Raw genomic sequence first — 16,254 nt, 5'->3', positions numbered from 1 at the left:
AGCAATCGTAGCCAACAAAAAAGCCCTGACCGGAGTCAGGGCTTTTCAATTGGAGGCCTCAAGCGGAATCGAACCGCTGTAAACGGATTTGCAATCCGGTGCATAGCCACTCTGCCATGAGGCCAACGTACTGCGCGCCAGGAACGGAACCCTGACAAGACAAAACCCCATGATGGGGCCTGTCGGAACATGGAGCGGGAAACGAGACTCGAACTCGCGACCTCAACCTTGGCAAGGTTGCGCTCTACCAACTGAGCTATTCCCGCGTAAGCCGACATGCTACCGGAAATCCGGAAAACACACCAGCGATTTCACCTTTCTGACTGCGCGCAAAGCCTTGTGGCTCAACGTGCCCCGCCTTGCCGTGGCGGGAGAAAAACAAGGCCCCTGCCGGGGCCCTGTAGAATCTGGAGCGGGAAACGAGACTCGAACTCGCGACCTCAACCTTGGCAAGGTTGCGCTCTACCAACTGAGCTATTCCCGCAGATTCCGTTCGACCTGCGTCGAAGGAGCGCTATTGTGTCCAAATTCCTTCACGCCGTCAACAGTCTTCACATCATGCGGTCACGGGCGTCCGCACTGGGGTACGCTGCCCCGCCCAGCCCCATGCGCCCATGTTCCTTCGCGGCAAACCCTTGTTGATCGCCCTGCTGCTGCATCTGCTGGTGGCGCTGCTGTACTGGGCATTGATTCCGCTGGGAATGAACTGGTATCGCGACCATTTTGGCTTCACCTCCCATCGCGACATCGGCCTGGGCATCGCCCAGTTCCATCTGTTCTGGATGTTCATTGGCGCCCAACTGCTGATCGCAGTGTTGCGGCCATTGTTCGTCAAGCTGCTGGTGCTGGCGGCGCCGCTGGCGTTCGCCAGCTGGACGCTGATGCACGACCATCCGCTGCGCCTGGTGTACTTCACCGCTGGACCTGGCCTGCTGGCACTGGCCGCAATCGCCGCAAGCCTGCGCTATTCGTCGCGGGCAACCTCCCGCTACACCACGGACACCACCGATGCCTAGACGTTACATCCGCCTGTTCTGGCTGCTGGTCGCGCTGACCTGGCTGGCGCTGATCGCCGCACTGGTCAATGCCGGCTTCACTCCGGACTACTGGCTGCTGCACCACCTGGAAGGCGCCGAACTGCCCTACCCGACCAGCACCGTCATCGTCTTCGCGTTGCTGGGCACGGTCGAACTGGTGGTAGCCGCCTTGATCGTGCGGCCGTGGAGACTGAAACGCCTGTGGCTGCGCCTGCTGATCGCCTTCGCCCTTCTGCTGCTATGGTCGGTGCCGTGGATGCTGTCGGCGATGCATCAGCCGCCGGTACAAGGCATGCATCTGCTGTGGCTGCTGCTGTTGGACGTGGGCCTGCTGCTGGCGCTGTGCATGGTGTCGGCGGTGAGCGCGTGGCGGGCGTTCAGGCGTCGAGGGCGCGCGGATGCGCCCCCGTTGCAGCACTAGGCCTACTTCCGGAACTCCACCCGCACATGCTGGCCGAAGCGCGCCTTGGCCTCGCCATCGAACTCCAGCACGCACTCCACCACCTTGGCCACGCCACGCCCCGCGTCTTCAGGCAGGCGAGCCTGCGCGAACACCGGGCTGATGCGTACCACGCGTGCGGGCGGCAGCGTGCTGGCATTCTCGGCACCATCGCTGTCTGGCACCACGGTGGCCCTCATGCCCACCTGCACGGCATCGGCGTAGGCCGCGCTGAGTTCGGCACGTACCTGCAGCGGGCGCGCCGGCAGCAGTGATATCGCCGGCTTGCCGGCCTGCACGAAGGCGCCGAGGCCCGGCACCTGGCCGACCACGGTGCCGGCTTCCGGCGCGCTCAGCGACATCTGCTGCAGTTTCAGCCTGGCGTGTTCCAGCTTGTGCTGGGCCATGTCGACCTGCGCACCGGCCACGTCGACATCGGCGCGTACGCCAGCCAGCTGCTGCTTGGCCGCATCGGCCTGCTGGTTGGACGACACGCCTTCGCTCGCACCCGTGGACAGGCGGGTGGCATTGCGCTCCAGTTCGCGCAGCTGCGCCTGGCTGCCCTTCAGGCGGTCATTGGCCAGTGCGAGATCAGCGGTGGCCATCGCCACTTCCTGCTGCAGCAGCGCACCGTCCAGCGACAGCAGAAGCTGCCCCTTCTTCACCGTGGCGCCCTCCTTCACCAGCGCGGCGGTGATCGAACCATCCACCGGCGGCGCCAGCGCGATCAGGCCACCCTCGACATCGATGATGCCGCGCGCCACCGCAACCTTGCCGGCGGTGGCAGTGCTGGCTTTACCTGCAGGTGCCTGGGCGGGCGCGTCCCTGGAACAGGCGCAAAGCAGCAGTGCCGCGGACAGTACCAGGCTGAGGGGAAGCAGGTGCGACGTCTTGGTCATGGGGCGGACTCTACGGTTTCGTTCTGGCGGCGGTCATCACGGACCATGCCGTCTTCCATGGCGATCACCCGATCGGCATGCCGGATCAGGCGCGGATCGTGGCTCACGCACAGCACGGTGGCGCCATGCGCACGTGCGTAGCGATGCAGGATGTCGATCACGCGCTGGCCATTCTCGGCGTCCAGCGCGCTGGTGGGTTCGTCGGCGAAGATCAGTGTCGGCGACTTGGCGAAGGCACGGGCGACGGCCACACGCTGCTTCTCACCGCCGGACAACTGCGCCGGGCGCATGTGGCTGCGTTGGCTGAGGCCCACTTCTTCCAGCGCCTTGCGCGCCAGCGGCTCGCTTTCGCGATTGCGCATGCCGCGGTAGCCCAGCGGCAGCTGCACCTGCTCCAGCGCAGTCAGTGCCGGGAACAGGTTGAAGCCCTGGAACACGAAGCCGACATGGTGCAGGCGGAAGCGCTCCACCTCGCCGCGGGTCATGTGCCCCACGTCCTGACCCAGCGCGTGCACGCGACCGCCATCCGGCGCGGACAGGCCCGACAGCAGCGACAGCAGCGTGCTCTTGCCGCACCCCGAAGGGCCCGAGACCAGGGTCAACTCGCCCGGATAGATGTCCAGCGACAGGCCGCGCAGCACCGGCACCTGTACATCGCCGGACATGAAGCCTTTTTCCAGTGCGTCGGCCTGCAACGTGGGGGCGACGGCATGTTTGGAGGTCATCGGCCGGTCCTCAACGCAGCAGCAACGATGGATCGGAGCGGACCACACTGCGTACCGCCATGATGCTCGACAGCATGGCCATCACCGCGACCAGCGCCACGCAGCCGATGATGACCATCGGCGTCAGCTGCACCGGCACGCGCTGGGACTGTGCGATCAACAGCACGACGGTACTGAACGCCGCCGCCAGCAACATGCCCACGCCACCGATCAGCAATGCCTGCTCGAATACCACCCGTGCCAGCGCGTAGCGACCTGCGCCGAGCGCGTTGAGCGTGGCGTACTCGCGCACCGAGCCAGCCACCACCGAGGCGAACGACTGGTTGGTGATCACCGCGCCGACGAAGCAGACGATGACGGCCATGAACAGCACCGCGATGCCGGCGCCGGTGTCGAACAACCAGTACTGCTGCGAACGGCTGGCGAACGCCGGCGCGGTCCAGAACTCGACCGGCGTGGCTTGGCCCATCGACGCAGCGAGGCGGTCGCGCACGCGGTCGGCCAGGTCCGGCGAGCGCAGGCCCGCCACGAAATAGGTACTACCCTCGTGCGGATCGGTACCGGCGATGGCACGCGCGGTATCCAGCGAGGCCAGCACGTTGACGCCACCGAGGCCACGCAGGCCGGGTTGCGCGGCGACCACGCGCACCGCCTTGCCATTGATCCATGCACGGTTGCTCTGCAGGTCCACGCCCAGCGTATCCAGGTCGGCGCTGTCGACGATCACCGCCCCCGGCTCGCGCAGTTGCGCGCGCAGGTCGGCAGGCAGGATGCGCGCGAACATCATTGCGTCATCGCCGGTGGAGATGCCGGACAGGTATACCGACACGTTGCCGGTACCCTGCGCGCCCGAGCGCCATTCGCCATCGACCCACTCGTAGGGTTCGACGCGGGTGACATCCGGGTCCATGCGCAGGTGGCTTTCGACGTCGGCGCTGATCGCATGGCCGTAATTGACGCTCTGGGTGCCGGGGAAACCCGCCCAGATGTCGGCCGAGGACGCTTTCACGTAGATCGCAGCGGTACCGAAGATGCCCAGCACCAGTGCCGCCTGCACGATCAACAGCACACCGGCGAAGCACATCGCCAGCACCACCGGCAGGAACCGGCGCCACTCATAGGCCAGGGTCTTGCGGGCCAGCGCGATCATTGCGATTCGCCCTCACCCTCGACAGGCAACGGAGCACCACCGAGGGCGCGGTAGAGCGACGCAAAGGCCAGCACGCGCGCACCCTGTGCACCGATCAGGTCGGCCTGCGCGGCGAGTGCCGCACGCTGCCCGTCAAGCCCGTCGAATTCGCTGGACAGCCCCAACTGCACCTGCCGCGCCTGCCGCTTGACCTGTTGCCCGGCGGCATCATCGGCCGCGCGCAGCGACTGGATGCTGCTGTCCTGGCGCGCCAGGCTGCCGAGCGCGCCTTCCACTTCGCTCACGCCTTCCAGCACCGCCTTGCGGTAACCCAGCAAGGCGGCATCCAGCTGCTTTTCATCGGCATGGAAGCGTGCGCGGCGCTGGCCCCAGTCCCACAGCGGAATATCGATGTACGGGCCGATCGACGGGCTCGAATCGGAATTGGAGCGGGCGTTCTGGGTGAGGTTGTAGGCGTACAGGATGGAGCCACCGAGGCTGACACGCGGATACATCGCGGCGCGTGCCGAACCCTTGCTGGCAGCAGCCTGCATCACCTCCGATTCGGCCAGCAGGATCTGCGGCCGATGGCGCAGCAGATCGGCCGGGACCTGCTGCAGCGAGAACGCACCCAGCGTCGGCGGCGTGCGATAGGCACGCCAGGCCGGGTCCGGGCCATCGCGTCCCAGCAGCAAAGCCAACGCACGGGCAGCGTTGTCCGCGTTTTCCCGTGCCTGTGCCGTGGCCGCGCGGGTGGCGGCCTGACGTGCACGCAGGCGATCAAGTTCGCCGGGCTCATCAAGGCGCAGGCGCTGGCGTACCAGGGCCAACTGTTCGCCGCGATCGTCCACCGCCTGCTGGCGGGCCAACAGGTCCTGCTGGGCCTGCGCCACGGTCAGATCCAGATAGCTGCGCACCACGTCGGCGATCACCGCGACCTGCGCGGCACCACGCAGCGCCTCGGCATTGCCGGCCGACGCCTGCGCGCTCAACTGCGCGCTCTCGGCGGCGCCGAACAGGCCCAGGTCCCAGATCGCTTCGATACCCGCGTGGAAGTAGGTGTCGACCGCAGCGGCATCCTGCACCTGCTTGGCGCTGGCGGTGATTTCCGGCAGGAAGCGCGAATCGGACGTGCCGGCGACAATCCGCACGGCCTGCAGGCGCAGCGTGGCCTGCTGCAGGTCGAGGTTGCCGGCGATGGCCTGATCGACCAGTCCATCCAGCGCTGGGTCGGACAACACTTTCCACCACTGTTTGGCGTCCACCGCCACGCCCTGGCCCTGCGGCACCTGGGTCCAGGTGCTGGGCGTGCGATCAGGCAGATCCGGAACCGGCACCGACATGCAGCCCGCCAATGCGAGACTTGCGAGCAGCGCGCCGGGTCGCAGCACTGCCTGCAGGGAGAGTCCGCGCCCCGTCCTGGGCACTGCCACTGAAGTGATACGCCTGACCACCAGCCCGCCAACGTGTAGAAGGAGCATGAAGGCTACCGTGCGATTGTGGAGCGAACATGGAGAAATGGTCCGAAAAAGGTCACAGCACGCGTGCGGTTCAGGCAACGCCGGCGCAGGCCTTTCGCCAGCCTTTCAGCGCCTGCAGCAGGCGGAACACTGGTGCGGATTCCAGGTCATTGCGTCTGTTGCAGCCCCTCGTGCCAGGTGCTTCCGATCGTCCCCACGATCGCTGCGCCCCCCGTCATGCCGATTGCGACACCAATGTCGGAATCGCCCCCAGCTGCAGACTTACCACGCCCACCATGAAAATGTCGTGGCCCGCCTGTAGCGACCCGCCTGGCCAACGTCATGACAAACGAAAAACGCCCCCTTGCGGGAGCGTTTTTCTTGAATCTGGAGCGGGAAACGAGACTCGAACTCGCGACCTCAACCTTGGCAAGGTTGCGCTCTACCAACTGAGCTATTCCCGCAGATTCCGTTCGACCTGCGTCGAAGGAGCGCTATTGTGTCGATATTGCTGCACGGCGTCAACAGGAATTTTCACCGGCATTGCGGGAGGCGTTCAGGCCCTCAGGACCGACACCTCAGGTTCGCAGGCCACGGCGGTGGAAGTAGACCTGCTCGGCGATGCGCCGCGTGGCCCCCGTGTGCAGCAGTGCGTTGAGCGGCCAGTCGGCCTGCAGATGGTCCATCGCCCAGCGCAGCAGGCGCTTGCCATGGAATGCCGGCGCCACCTGCCGCGCCACCCGTTCCGCTTCCGGCCCTTGCCCACGCAGATGGCGGGAAATCGCCTCGCCGACCGCCCAGCCGTGCCGCCACGAGGAGTGGATGCCGCCGGCGGACAGCGGCGAGACGATGCCTGCCGCGTCGCCGGTCAGGATCACGCGTTGGCCGGTGAAGGGCCCATCCGGCCGGCCGCACGGGACCAAGCCGGCGCGGGTGGCCGAGGGACGCGCCGAAGGCGGAATGCCGACCACATTGCGCACGTGGTCGAGGAAGCCATCGATATCCGGCGGCCGTACCTGTTGCGGGTCATGACGCAGCGCTAATCCCACCTGCAGCCCGGTCGGATTCTGCGCGACCCAGCCGATGTAGCCCGGTGCGTAGCGCTTGCTGACGAAGCAATGCAGTGCATCGCCCTGCGACACCTGCAGGCCGGCGAACTCACGCTCGACGCCGTAGAGGTTGTCACGCACCTGGCCAAGCCCAGTGCGTTGTGCCACGCGTGAGCGTGCGCCGTCAGCGCCAACCAGATAGGCGCATCGCCCTGCCCCATCCACCTGCCAGCCGTCACCACTGCGATGGGCGTCGGTAAAGGACTGCTGCAGGCGCAGGTCGACGCCGTTCGCATGCAGCTCGCTGGCCAGCCAGCGCATCAGGTTCGGCGTATCGGTGGTGAGGAAGTAATAGCCCGGTGCGGCCAGCAACACGCTGCGAAGGTTCGGCGCATACAGGCGCACGTTTGCGACCCGGTCCACCAGATGTTCGGGCATGCGCCCCAACCAGGTCTCCTCCATCGCTTCTTTCACCACGATACCGGTGGTGTGCAGGCGCTCGCCGGGGTCGACCTTGCGTTCCAGCACGCAGACGCGCAGACCGTACTGCGCGGCGGCCAAGGCGCAGGCGGCACCGGCGAAACTGGCGCCGACGATGACCACATCGTGGTCGTAAGCAGAGGATTGATGAGGCATCGCGGCATCGCCGGGCTGGAACGGAGATACAGCTTCGCGAGCACGCGTGGTGAGGCGATGGGGTGGCGGTGAAGCAGGGATGAAGTGCCCTGCACACAAACGAAAAAACGCTCCCTTCCGGGAGCGTTCTTCTTGAATCTGGAGCGGGAAACGAGACTCGAACTCGCGACCTCAACCTTGGCAAGGTTGCGCTCTACCAACTGAGCTATTCCCGCTTGGGAGGCGAAATTCTACCTGTTCCAAGGATGGCGTCAAGCGGTTTTTCCGGGGCCTGCGAGGCGCCTTGCACCGCGTATCCATGCATGGCGTGGATCTACTACAGCGTCTCCGCAAACTGATGGATCCGCACCATCCGTGGACGCAGCATTTCCAGTAGGTCCACGCCATGCGGGGATAGGCGCATCGATGGGGTCAGAGCCCTTTCCTTCGGAAAGGGATCCGACCCCGGGGCTCAGACCCCGGGCTCAGTTGCCCAGCTTCTTCTGCCGCGCACGCTCGCGCGCAGCGCGCTCATCGTCGCGCAGGCTCGGCCAGGCGGCGTGCAGGTACTGCAGGCCCGACCACAGGGTCAGCACGGCGGCAATGGCCAGGGTCCAGTCGCCGATATGGAACACCGGCCAGCCCATCCAGATGTCTTCCACCGGCACGTTCGGGGCCACCGAATACAGCAGGCACAACAGCGCGACCATCTGCGCGGTGGTCTTGACCTTGCCGATCATCGCCACGCGCACCTTCGCGCGCTGGCCCAGCTCGGCCATCCATTCGCGCAGCGCCGACACCGCGATCTCGCGGCCGACGATGACCGCCGCCCAGAACGCCATCCACGGCGTCGGATGACCCTGCACGATCAGGAACAGCGCCACCGCCACCATCAGCTTGTCCGCGACCGGGTCGAGGAAGGCGCCAAAGGCCGACTCCAGCTGGTAACGGCGTGCGATCCAGCCATCGAGCCAGTCGGTGATCGCGGCCAGGCCGAAGATCGCCGCCGAAGCGAAGTTGGTCCAGGTGTAGGGCAGGTAGAACACCAGCACCAGCACCGGGATCATCACGATCCGCAACAACGTCAGCCAGGTGGGCAGGGTCAACTTCATGCTTGCGTGCTTCTCTCTCTACTCGGCCGCATCAGGCGTGGCCAACCCGTGCAGGTTAGCGTAGATACGTGCCGCGAGGGCGTCATTGATGCCTTCCACCTTGGCGATCTCGGCTTCGCCAGCGGCTTTCAGGCCCACCAGGCCGCCGAAATGCTTGAGCAGGCTGGCGCGGCGGCGCGGCCCGATGCCGGGGATATCCTCCAGCTTGCTGGTCATCCGCGCCTTCTGGCGGCGCCCCCTGTGGCCGGTGATGGCGAAGCGATGCGCCTCGTCGCGCACCTGCTGGATGAACTGCAGCGCCGGGCTGGCCGCGCCCGGGCGCAGCTCGCGGCCATCGGGCATCACCAGCGCTTCGTGGCCGGCACGGCGCTCCACGCCCTTGGCCACGCCCACCAGCAGCACGCCTTCCACGCCCAGATCGGCCAGTGCGGCCTGGGCCTGCGACAGCTGGCCGGCGCCACCGTCGATCAGCAGCACGTCCGGCAGCACGCCCTGCTCTTCCACTGCGCGGCGGAAACGGCGGTCGATGGCCTGGCGCATGGCGGCGTAGTCGTCGCCCGGCTCGATGCCGCTGATGTTGAAACGGCGGTACTGCGCGCGCACCGGGCCGGCGGCGTCGAACACCACGCACGAGGCTACGGTGGCCTCGCCCAGGGTGTGGCTGATATCAAAACACTCGACACGCTTGACCGGCTCGGCCAGGCCCAGCATCTCGCGCAGCGCATCGCTGCGCGCGTGCTGCGCATTGCGGCTGTTGAGTTCGGTGGCCAGGGTCAGCTGCGCGTTGCGGCTGGCCAATTCCACATAGCCGGCGCGCTCGCCGCGCACGTTCCACTTCAGCTGCACCTTGCGCTCGGCCGAGGCCGACAGCGCGGCGACCAGCAGGTCGGCGTCGGGAATCTCGCGGTCCAGCAGGATCTCGCGCGGCGGCTCGAATTCGATGTAGTACTGCGAGACGAAGGCGGCAAGCACCTCTTCCGGGCTTTCCTCGCCATTGGTGCGCGGGAAGAACGGGCGGGTGCCGAGGTTGCGACCATCACGGAAGGCCAGCAGCAGCACGCAGGCCTGCGAGCCCTGCATGGCCACGGCCAGCACATCGAGGTCCGCGGCGCGGCCATCCACGTACTGGCGGGTCTGCATGCTGCGCAGCGAGGAGATCAGGTCGCGCAGGCGCGCGGCCTGCTCGAACTCCAGCGCCTCGCTGGCGGCCTGCATCTGCTCGCCCAGTTCGCGGGTCAGCTCGTCACTCTTGCCTTCCAGGAACAGGGCGGCGCGGCGCACCGACTCGGCGTACTCCGGCGCCGGGACCAGCTCCACGCACGGCGCGCTGCAACGCCCGATCTGGTATTGCAGGCACGGTCGCGAACGGTTGCGGAACACGCTGTCCTCGCAGCTGCGCAGCTTGAACAGCTTGTGCATCAGGTTCAGCGTCTCGCGCACGGCGGTGACGCCGGGATACGGCCCGAAGTAGCGCCCAGGAATGGCACGCGGACCACGATGCAGCGCGATGCGTGGCCAGTCCTCGCGGGTCAGCAGCACATGCGGATAGGTCTTGTCATCGCGCAGTGAGACGTTGTAGCGCGGCGACAGCGACTTGATCAACTGGTTTTCCAGCAGCAACGCCTCGGCTTCCGAGCGCGTCACGGTCACGTCCATGCGCGTGATCTGCGAGATCATCGACATGATCCGCGCGTTCTTCGGGCTGCCGTTGAAATAGCTGCCGACACGGTTGCGCAGCGCGCGCGCCTTGCCCACGTACAGCAGGGTGTCGTCGGCGGCGTACATGCGGTACACGCCAGGGGCGGTGCTGAGCTGGGCCGCGAAGGCCTTGCCGTCGAAGGCCGGGGCGGGAACGTCGGTCATTCGCTGATCGGGACTTCGCTGAGCACGCCGCTGTCGGGGTCGAATCGCAGCACGGCATGGGCGTCAGTCTCGGCGATCCACACCGCACCGGCGCCCACCGCCAATCCGGCCGGGCCATGCAGGCGGCGCGGCAGCGGCTGGGTGGTCAGTTCACCGCCGCCCAGGCGCAGCGTGCGCAGGCGACCGTTGCCGGTATCGGCAATCCACAGCAGCGGAGCGTCCGCGCTCAATGCGATCGCCTGCGGATACTGCAGGCTGGCCTGCGCACGCGGGCCGTCTTCGCTGCCGAAGCGCCAGGGCCCCTGCCCGACCAGCGTCTGCACCAGGTCGCCGCGCAGTTGCAGTGCACGGATCGAGGATCCCAAGGCGTCGGCGACGTACAACACCTGCTGCACCACGGCCAGCGCAGTCGGTTGGGCAAAGGCAGCCAGGTGGCCGCTGCCGTCACGCTCGTCGATGGAACCACTGCCGGCGCGCCATTGCAGGCTGCGCTGGCCCAGGTGGTAGCTCCAGATGCGGTTGTCGCCGGCCATCGCGATGTGCAGCTGGTTGTCGGCGATGGCCAGGCCGACAGGATGGTCCAGCGAGACCTGCCGCGCCTGCGCCACCGGACCTTCCATCGGCGCACCGGGACGTCCGTTGCCACACAGCGTGTCGACGATGCCGGTCAGCAGGTTGATGCGGCGCACCGCATGGTTGCCGGTGTCGGCGACGTACAGCGAATCGCGCTCCAGCACCAGCGCCTGCGGGCGGTGGAACGCCGCTTCGGCCAGGTTGCCGTCCATGAAATCGGCGGTACCGAGGCCGAACTGGCGCAGGATGCGGCCGCCATGGCTGCATTCGAGAATGCGGTGGTGGCCACTGTCGGCGATGTACAGGCGTTCGGTGCTGACCGCCAGGCCCAGCGGGAACCGCAGCGCCTGGCGTGGTTCCGGATGCAGTTCGCTGCCGCCGCGCGGCGGCGCCGAAGGCGCGCCCTGGCACAGCGTGTTCAGGGCGCGCTCCAGTTCACCGGGTGCTCCCTGCCCGACCAGCCGCTGCTGCTCGCGACCCTGCGCGTCCAGCAGCACCACGGTCGGCCAGGCGGTAACGCCGAAGCGGCGCCAGCCATCCCAATCGGCATCGAGCAGTACGGGCATGGCCAGACCCTGGCGGCGCAGCAGCTTCAGTGCGGCACTGGCGTCGCGCTCGAAATCGAAGCGCGGCACCTGCAGCACCAGCGGCTGCAGCTTGCCGGGGTGGCGCGACAGCCATTGGCCGAACTCGGCCAGGCGTTGCGCACTCCAGGCGGAGGCCGCATTGACGAACAGCAGCGCGACCGGCCGGCCGCGCAGTTCGGTCAGGGTGCAAGGGGTGGCATTGAGCCAGGTGGCGAACTCGGGCAGGTCCGGGACGGGCTGGACGTTCATGACCCGATTATGCCGGAGTCGGCGTCATGCAACAGTCGTGCCACCGCACGTTTTGCAGCATCGTCGACCAGCGACCAGACCTGTTCGAAATGATCGCTGCCGCCGGTGTAGGGGTCGGGGATGGCTACCCGCCCCTGAACGCCCGACCAGGGCAGGTACAACGCCAGCCGTTCACGCTGGGCCGCCGACGCCAGGCGCCCTGCATCACGCAGGTTGGCCTCGTCGGCACACAGGATCCAGTCGAAACGGTCGAAATCCACGGCCTGCAGCTGGCGTGCGCGCAGGCCGCCGATGTCCACGCCGTGCCCGGCCGCGCAGGCGATCGCGCGGCGGTCCGGCGGCTCGCCCACGTGCCAGTCGCCGGTGCCAGCCGAATCAACCTGCACCCGCCCGGCCAGCGGCGAGGCATCCAGGCGTGCGCGCAGCGCGCCTTCGGCCATCGGCGAACGGCAGATGTTGCCGAGGCAGACGACCAGCAGCCTCATCGCGGCGCCATCGCCTGCAGCAGCCCCTCGGCGCGCTCCAGGTCCTCGGGCGTGTCGATGCCCGGCGGGAACGGCTCGGGCGAGATCGCCACGCTGATCGGATAGCCCGCTTCCAGCACGCGCAGCTGCTCCAGCGATTCGACCTGCTCCAGCTGGCCCGGCGGCATCGCCGCGAACTGCTGCAGGAAGCCGGCGCGATAGCCGTAGATGCCGATGTGGCGCAACCAGTGGTGGCCGTCCGGCAGCGTGTCGCGGCTGCGTGCGAAGCCGTCGCGGTGCCAGGCGATCGGCGCGCGGCTGAAGTACATCGCCTCGTTGCGCACGTTGCGCACCAGCTTCACCACGTTCGGGTCGAACAGGGTGTGCGCGTCCTCGACGGTCGTGGCGAGAGTCGACATCGTCGCAGTGCCTGCGACCAGCGCATCGGCCACCGCACGGATACCGGCCGCCGGTGCGAACGGTTCGTCGCCCTGCAGGTTGACCACCACCGTGTCATCGGCCCAGCCGGCAATGCGTGCGCATTCGGCCAGGCGATCAGTGCCGGAGGCGTGCGCGGTCGCGGTCATCGCCACCTTCACTTCGGCCAGCCCGGACAGCGCATCGGCAATGCGCTGATCGTCGGTCGCTACCCAGACTTCACGGGCACCGGCCTGCAGCGCGCGGCGCGCCACATGCAGCACCAGCGGCTCGCCGCCCAGCGGGCGCAACGGCTTGCCCGGCAGCCGCGAGGCGGCATAGCGGGCCGGAATGGCGACGACGAATTCAGTCATGCAGGCGGTACTCGGCAGGCTCGTTACAACGGGAATGCGGGCAGCAGCGCGTGAATGCAAGCGCCGCCGCACCACTCAGTTCGGCCGCAGCTTGTCCAGGCGATCGGTCAGCGCCACCCAGAACGCCGCGGGCAGCTCGGCGCGCAACGGAACCGCGTAGTGCCAGTCGTTGCCGAACGCACGGCATTTCACCGCGTCCTTCTCGGTCATCAATACCGGCAGCTGGCTGCCGAAGGACAGGTCCTGCGGCTGGTAGGCCTGGTGGTCGGCGAACGCATGCGGCACCACGCCGATCCCGCGCGCGCGCAACATGTCGAAGAAGCGCTGGGGATGGGCAATGCCGGCCACCGCATGCACGCGCTGGCCCTTGAAGTACGCCAGCGGGCGAGCGCGACCACCGGCCAGCGGCTGTGCACTGTCGATGTGCAGCGCCATCGGCCACTGGCCGAAGCCACAGGCCTGCGCTGCGGTTTCCTCATCGGCCTGGCCGAGGTTGACCACCCGGAAATCGCATTCGCTGGCGCGGCTGACGGGCTCGCGCAACGGCCCGGCCGGAATCATCCGGCCATTGCCGTAGCGACGCTGCGCATCGACCACTTCGATCTCGATGTCGCGCGCCAGGCGGTAGTGCTGCAGGCCATCGTCGCAGACGATCACATCGCAGCCGGCCTCGATCAGCGCCTTGCCGGCGGCGACACGGTCGCGGTCCACGCGCACCGGCACACCGGTCTTCCAGGCGATCAGCACCGGCTCGTCACCGCCCTTGGCAGTTGGCGTATCGGCCTGCACCCACAGCGGCTTGTCGGCGTCTTCGCGACCATAACCACGGCTGGCCACGCCCGGCTTCCAGCCGGCCGCGCGCAGGCGCTCGACCAGGGCAATGGTCAGCGGCGTCTTGCCGGTACCACCGGCGGTGATGTTGCCGACCACGATGACCGGCACCGGCAGCGAGTGGCGCTTGCGCCAGCCACGCCGATAGGCGCGCCGGCGCAGCGCGGTGACACCTGCGTACAGCGGCGCCAGCAGGCGCATCGTCCACGGAACGGGGCTGCCGTCGTACCAGTACGCCGGGGTCTGGGTACCCTTGCCGGCCATCAGTCCTGCCTTTCGCGGAACTGCATGCTGTGCAGATGCTGGTAAAGGCCGCCCAGTTCGAGCAGCTCCTTGTGGGTGCCACGTTCAACGATGCGGCCATGGTCCATCACCAGCACCTGGTCGGCATGCTCGATGGTCGACAGGCGGTGCGCGATGACCAGCGTGGTGCGTTCCGGCATCAGGCGCTGCAGCGCATCCTGCACCAGGCGCTCGGATTCGTTGTCCAGCGCCGCAGTGGCTTCGTCGAGGATCAGGATCGGCGCGTCGCGCAGGATCGCGCGGGCAATCGCCAGGCGCTGGCGCTGGCCACCGGACAGCAGCGCGCCATTCTCGCCGACCGGGGTCTGCAGCTGCTGCGGCATGCGTGCGATGAACTCCCAGGCATTGGCCGCTTCGGCCGCCGCACGGATCTGCTCATCGGTCGCCTCCATGCCGTAGGCGATGTTGGCCGCGATGGTGTCATCGAACAGCATCACCTTCTGCCCGACGATCGCCACCTGCCGGCGCAGGTCGGCCAGCGGATAGTCATCCAGGGCCACGCCATCGAGGGTGATGACGCCGCCACTGGGCTCGTAGAAGCGCGGAACCAGCCGGATCAGGCTGGTCTTGCCGCTGCCGGAACGGCCGACGATGGCCGTCACCGTGCCCGGCCTGGCAACGAAACTGATGTCGTCCAGGGCAATGCCGGTGTCTTCGCGGTAGCGCAGCATGACGTGGTCGAACGCCAGTTCGCCGCGCACGCGCTGCACGCGGTGCTGGCCCTCATCACGCTCCACCGGCATGTCGAGGATGCCGAACAGGCGCTCGGCGGCGGAGACGCCGCGCGAAATCGAGGTCTGTACGCTGGTCAGTCGGCGCAGCGAGGGAATGATGGCCATCATCGAGGTCATCAGGCCCATGAACTGGCCGGCATTGAGGCGGCCGGCCAGGGCTTCGCGGGTCGACACCCAGACGATCACCGCCAGCGCCAGTGCGGCCAGGAACTGCACCACGCTGGACGCGGCGGCGCGGGTGACCTCGACCTTCATGTTCAGCGCCAGCATGCGGTTGGCCAGGCGCGAGTAGCGCGAGATCTCATGCTGCTGGGTGCCGTGCACCTTCACTTCCTGCTGCGCGGCCAGCGACTGCTCGGCAGTCTGCGCCATCGTGCCCATGCCGTCCTGGATGCCGCGGCTGATGCGACGGTAGCGCTTGCCCACGTAGGACACGATGCCGCCGATCAGCGGCACCACCAGCAGCATCGCCAGGGTCACCTTGACGCTCATCTGCAGCATCACCGCCAGCATCGCGATGATGGTGAGGGTATCGGCGACCACGGTCTTCAGCGCGTCGGCACTGGCCTGGGTGACCTGTTCCGTATCGAAGTTGAGGCGGCTGACCATTACCGGCGTCGCTTCGGTATCGAAGTGCGACGACGGCAGGTGCAGGTACTTCTGCAGCACCTGCTCACGCAGGTCGCGGACCACGCTGCGGCCGGTCTTGGCCAGCGTGTAGTCGCTGACCCAGGTGGCCAGGCTGCGCATCAGGAACAGGCCGAGGATGGTCAGCGGCAGCACCACGGCCGCGCGCGGCTGCGGATCGACGAAACCTTCGTTGACCAGCGGCTCCATCAGCTTGGTGAAGTGGTAGCCGGCGAGGGCTTCGACCACCATGGCGATGACCGCGCCGACCATGAACACCCAGTAGGTGCGGGTGTAGCCCAGCAGACGTTTGTAGATCGGCCACACCGGCGCGTGATGGGAACTCATGGACGCACCTCTGGCGCAGTTGCAATGGCGATACGACGGAAACCGAGCTGACCGAGCGCGTCCTGCGCAGTCACCACGGCCTGGTAGGGAGTACGCGCGTCGGCGCGCAGCAGCACGGGCTGGCTGCGATCACTGCCGGCGACGGCGACGATGGTCTGCTTGACGGACTCGACATCGCTACGCAGCACTTCCTGGTCATTGATGAAATAACGGCCTTCGGCGTTGATCAGCACGCTGAGCGAACGCGGCGGTTCGTTGTTGGGCTGCTGGCTGGCGGTGGGCAGCTGCACCTGCAACGTCGAGCGCGCATCGAAGGTGGTGGTGACCACGAAGAAGATGATCAGCACCAAGATGACGTCGATCAGCGGGACCAGATCGATATGCGGCTCATCCTGGGATCGGTCATTGCCGATACGCAT

At 67.3% G+C, this 16,254-nt stretch carries 15 protein-coding genes and 5 tRNA genes; 2 read left to right on the top strand and 18 right to left on the bottom strand.

Annotated elements, in window-relative coordinates; all coding sequences use genetic code 11:
- Positions 1-50: 50 nt before the first annotated feature.
- From AC5P5W_RS02770 to AC5P5W_RS02760, 3 genes are all read right to left on the bottom strand, one after another.
- Positions 51-124, bottom strand: a tRNA-Cys gene (locus AC5P5W_RS02770).
- 66 nt (positions 125-190) lie between these two features.
- A tRNA-Gly gene (locus AC5P5W_RS02765) sits at positions 191-266 on the bottom strand.
- A gap of 142 nt (positions 267-408) precedes the next feature.
- Positions 409-484 (bottom strand) — tRNA-Gly (locus AC5P5W_RS02760).
- A 130-nt stretch (positions 485-614) separates the two neighbouring features.
- On the opposite strand from AC5P5W_RS02760, the gene AC5P5W_RS02755 reads away from it, so the two are divergent.
- Together AC5P5W_RS02755 and AC5P5W_RS02750 are read left to right on the top strand one after the other, a co-directional pair.
- Positions 615-1,016 carry a hypothetical protein gene (locus tag AC5P5W_RS02755; protein ID WP_197574130.1) on the top strand — a complete coding sequence of 134 codons (402 nt, stop codon included), beginning with the start codon at positions 615-617 and terminating at the stop codon, positions 1,014-1,016.
- On the top strand, positions 1,009-1,458 hold the full coding sequence (locus AC5P5W_RS02750; protein ID WP_014646638.1) for a hypothetical protein: 450 nt from the start codon (positions 1,009-1,011) through the stop codon (positions 1,456-1,458). Before AC5P5W_RS02755 ends, AC5P5W_RS02750 begins: the two co-directional genes overlap by 8 nt.
- 2 nt (positions 1,459-1,460) lie before the next feature.
- Here AC5P5W_RS02750 and AC5P5W_RS02745 read toward each other — a convergent pair whose 3' ends face one another.
- The 15 genes from AC5P5W_RS02745 to AC5P5W_RS02675 form a co-directional block, all read right to left on the bottom strand.
- Positions 1,461-2,375, bottom strand: coding sequence for an HlyD family secretion protein (locus AC5P5W_RS02745; RefSeq protein WP_014646637.1), 915 nt, complete (start codon positions 2,373-2,375; stop codon positions 1,461-1,463).
- Positions 2,372-3,100, bottom strand: coding sequence for an ATP-binding cassette domain-containing protein (locus AC5P5W_RS02740; protein ID WP_197574131.1), 729 nt, complete (start codon positions 3,098-3,100; stop codon positions 2,372-2,374). Before AC5P5W_RS02740 ends, AC5P5W_RS02745 begins: the two co-directional genes overlap by 4 nt.
- Before the next feature lie 10 nt (positions 3,101-3,110).
- Positions 3,111-4,250: an ABC transporter permease gene (locus AC5P5W_RS02735; RefSeq protein WP_032959316.1), complete on the bottom strand. Its 1,140-nt coding sequence runs from the start codon at positions 4,248-4,250 to the stop codon at positions 3,111-3,113.
- Positions 4,247-5,710: an efflux transporter outer membrane subunit gene (locus AC5P5W_RS02730; RefSeq protein ID WP_032959318.1), complete on the bottom strand. Its 1,464-nt coding sequence runs from the start codon at positions 5,708-5,710 to the stop codon at positions 4,247-4,249. The genes AC5P5W_RS02735 and AC5P5W_RS02730 overlap by 4 nt, the downstream gene beginning before the upstream one ends.
- A gap of 367 nt (positions 5,711-6,077) precedes the next feature.
- A tRNA-Gly gene (locus AC5P5W_RS02725) sits at positions 6,078-6,153 on the bottom strand.
- A 114-nt stretch (positions 6,154-6,267) separates the two neighbouring features.
- Positions 6,268-7,374, bottom strand: coding sequence for an NAD(P)/FAD-dependent oxidoreductase (locus AC5P5W_RS02720; protein ID WP_075075706.1), 1,107 nt, complete (start codon positions 7,372-7,374; stop codon positions 6,268-6,270).
- A gap of 139 nt (positions 7,375-7,513) precedes the next feature.
- Positions 7,514-7,589 (bottom strand) — tRNA-Gly (locus AC5P5W_RS02715).
- A 249-nt stretch (positions 7,590-7,838) separates the two neighbouring features.
- Positions 7,839-8,465: a CDP-diacylglycerol--glycerol-3-phosphate 3-phosphatidyltransferase gene (pgsA, locus tag AC5P5W_RS02710; protein WP_012510614.1), complete on the bottom strand. Its 627-nt coding sequence runs from the start codon at positions 8,463-8,465 to the stop codon at positions 7,839-7,841.
- A gap of 18 nt (positions 8,466-8,483) precedes the next feature.
- A complete protein-coding gene (gene uvrC, locus AC5P5W_RS02705; RefSeq protein WP_014646611.1) occupies positions 8,484-10,328 on the bottom strand; it encodes an excinuclease ABC subunit UvrC in 1,845 nt (614 codons plus the stop codon).
- A complete protein-coding gene (locus AC5P5W_RS02700; protein WP_014646610.1) occupies positions 10,325-11,737 on the bottom strand; it encodes a hypothetical protein in 1,413 nt (470 codons plus the stop codon). Before AC5P5W_RS02700 ends, uvrC begins: the two co-directional genes overlap by 4 nt.
- Positions 11,734-12,222, bottom strand: a complete 489-nt coding sequence (locus AC5P5W_RS02695) for a low molecular weight protein-tyrosine-phosphatase (protein ID WP_014646609.1) — start codon at positions 12,220-12,222, stop codon at positions 11,734-11,736. The genes AC5P5W_RS02700 and AC5P5W_RS02695 overlap by 4 nt, the downstream gene beginning before the upstream one ends.
- Positions 12,219-12,992 carry a 3-deoxy-manno-octulosonate cytidylyltransferase gene (gene kdsB, locus AC5P5W_RS02690; protein WP_111205958.1) on the bottom strand — a complete coding sequence of 258 codons (774 nt, stop codon included), beginning with the start codon at positions 12,990-12,992 and terminating at the stop codon, positions 12,219-12,221. The genes AC5P5W_RS02695 and kdsB overlap by 4 nt, the downstream gene beginning before the upstream one ends.
- Positions 12,993-13,067: 75 nt before the next feature.
- Entirely contained in the window at positions 13,068-14,087 is a 1,020-nt protein-coding gene (lpxK, locus tag AC5P5W_RS02685; RefSeq protein ID WP_032960871.1) for a tetraacyldisaccharide 4'-kinase, read from the bottom strand.
- On the bottom strand, positions 14,087-15,835 hold the full coding sequence (msbA, locus tag AC5P5W_RS02680; RefSeq protein WP_197574134.1) for a lipid A export permease/ATP-binding protein MsbA: 1,749 nt from the start codon (positions 15,833-15,835) through the stop codon (positions 14,087-14,089). Before msbA ends, lpxK begins: the two co-directional genes overlap by 1 nt.
- Complete coding sequence (locus AC5P5W_RS02675; protein ID WP_053494939.1) at positions 15,832-16,254, bottom strand: ExbD/TolR family protein; 423 nt, start codon at positions 16,252-16,254, stop codon at positions 15,832-15,834. Before AC5P5W_RS02675 ends, msbA begins: the two co-directional genes overlap by 4 nt.

It is taken from the genome of Stenotrophomonas sp. YJH_SMC_123, from assembly GCF_059368215.1.
This window is presented reverse-complemented; position numbering and strand designations above follow the sequence as displayed.

What these genes read in the sequence shown, in the direction of transcription:
- AC5P5W_RS02755 (WP_197574130.1), top strand. Translation starts at nt 615, where the DNA reads ATGTTCCTTCGCGGCAAACCCTTGTTGATCGCCCTGCTGCTGCATCTG.
- AC5P5W_RS02750 (WP_014646638.1), top strand. Translation starts at nt 1,009, where the DNA reads ATGCCTAGACGTTACATCCGCCTGTTCTGGCTGCTGGTCGCGCTGACC.
- AC5P5W_RS02745 (WP_014646637.1), bottom strand. Translation starts at nt 2,375, where the DNA reads ATGACCAAGACGTCGCACCTGCTTCCCCTCAGCCTGGTACTGTCCGCG.
- AC5P5W_RS02740 (WP_197574131.1), bottom strand. Translation starts at nt 3,100, where the DNA reads ATGACCTCCAAACATGCCGTCGCCCCCACGTTGCAGGCCGACGCACTG.
- AC5P5W_RS02735 (WP_032959316.1), bottom strand. Translation starts at nt 4,250, where the DNA reads ATGATCGCGCTGGCCCGCAAGACCCTGGCCTATGAGTGGCGCCGGTTC.
- AC5P5W_RS02730 (WP_032959318.1), bottom strand. Translation starts at nt 5,710, where the DNA reads ATGCTCCTTCTACACGTTGGCGGGCTGGTGGTCAGGCGTATCACTTCA.
- AC5P5W_RS02720 (WP_075075706.1), bottom strand. Translation starts at nt 7,374, where the DNA reads ATGCCTCATCAATCCTCTGCTTACGACCACGATGTGGTCATCGTCGGC.
- pgsA (WP_012510614.1), bottom strand. Translation starts at nt 8,465, where the DNA reads ATGAAGTTGACCCTGCCCACCTGGCTGACGTTGTTGCGGATCGTGATG.
- uvrC (WP_014646611.1), bottom strand. Translation starts at nt 10,328, where the DNA reads ATGACCGACGTTCCCGCCCCGGCCTTCGACGGCAAGGCCTTCGCGGCC.
- AC5P5W_RS02700 (WP_014646610.1), bottom strand. Translation starts at nt 11,737, where the DNA reads ATGAACGTCCAGCCCGTCCCGGACCTGCCCGAGTTCGCCACCTGGCTC.
- AC5P5W_RS02695 (WP_014646609.1), bottom strand. Translation starts at nt 12,222, where the DNA reads ATGAGGCTGCTGGTCGTCTGCCTCGGCAACATCTGCCGTTCGCCGATG.
- kdsB (WP_111205958.1), bottom strand. Translation starts at nt 12,992, where the DNA reads ATGACTGAATTCGTCGTCGCCATTCCGGCCCGCTATGCCGCCTCGCGG.
- lpxK (WP_032960871.1), bottom strand. Translation starts at nt 14,087, where the DNA reads ATGGCCGGCAAGGGTACCCAGACCCCGGCGTACTGGTACGACGGCAGC.
- msbA (WP_197574134.1), bottom strand. Translation starts at nt 15,835, where the DNA reads ATGAGTTCCCATCACGCGCCGGTGTGGCCGATCTACAAACGTCTGCTG.
- AC5P5W_RS02675 (WP_053494939.1), bottom strand. Translation starts at nt 16,254, where the DNA reads ATGCGTATCGGCAATGACCGATCCCAGGATGAGCCGCATATCGATCTG.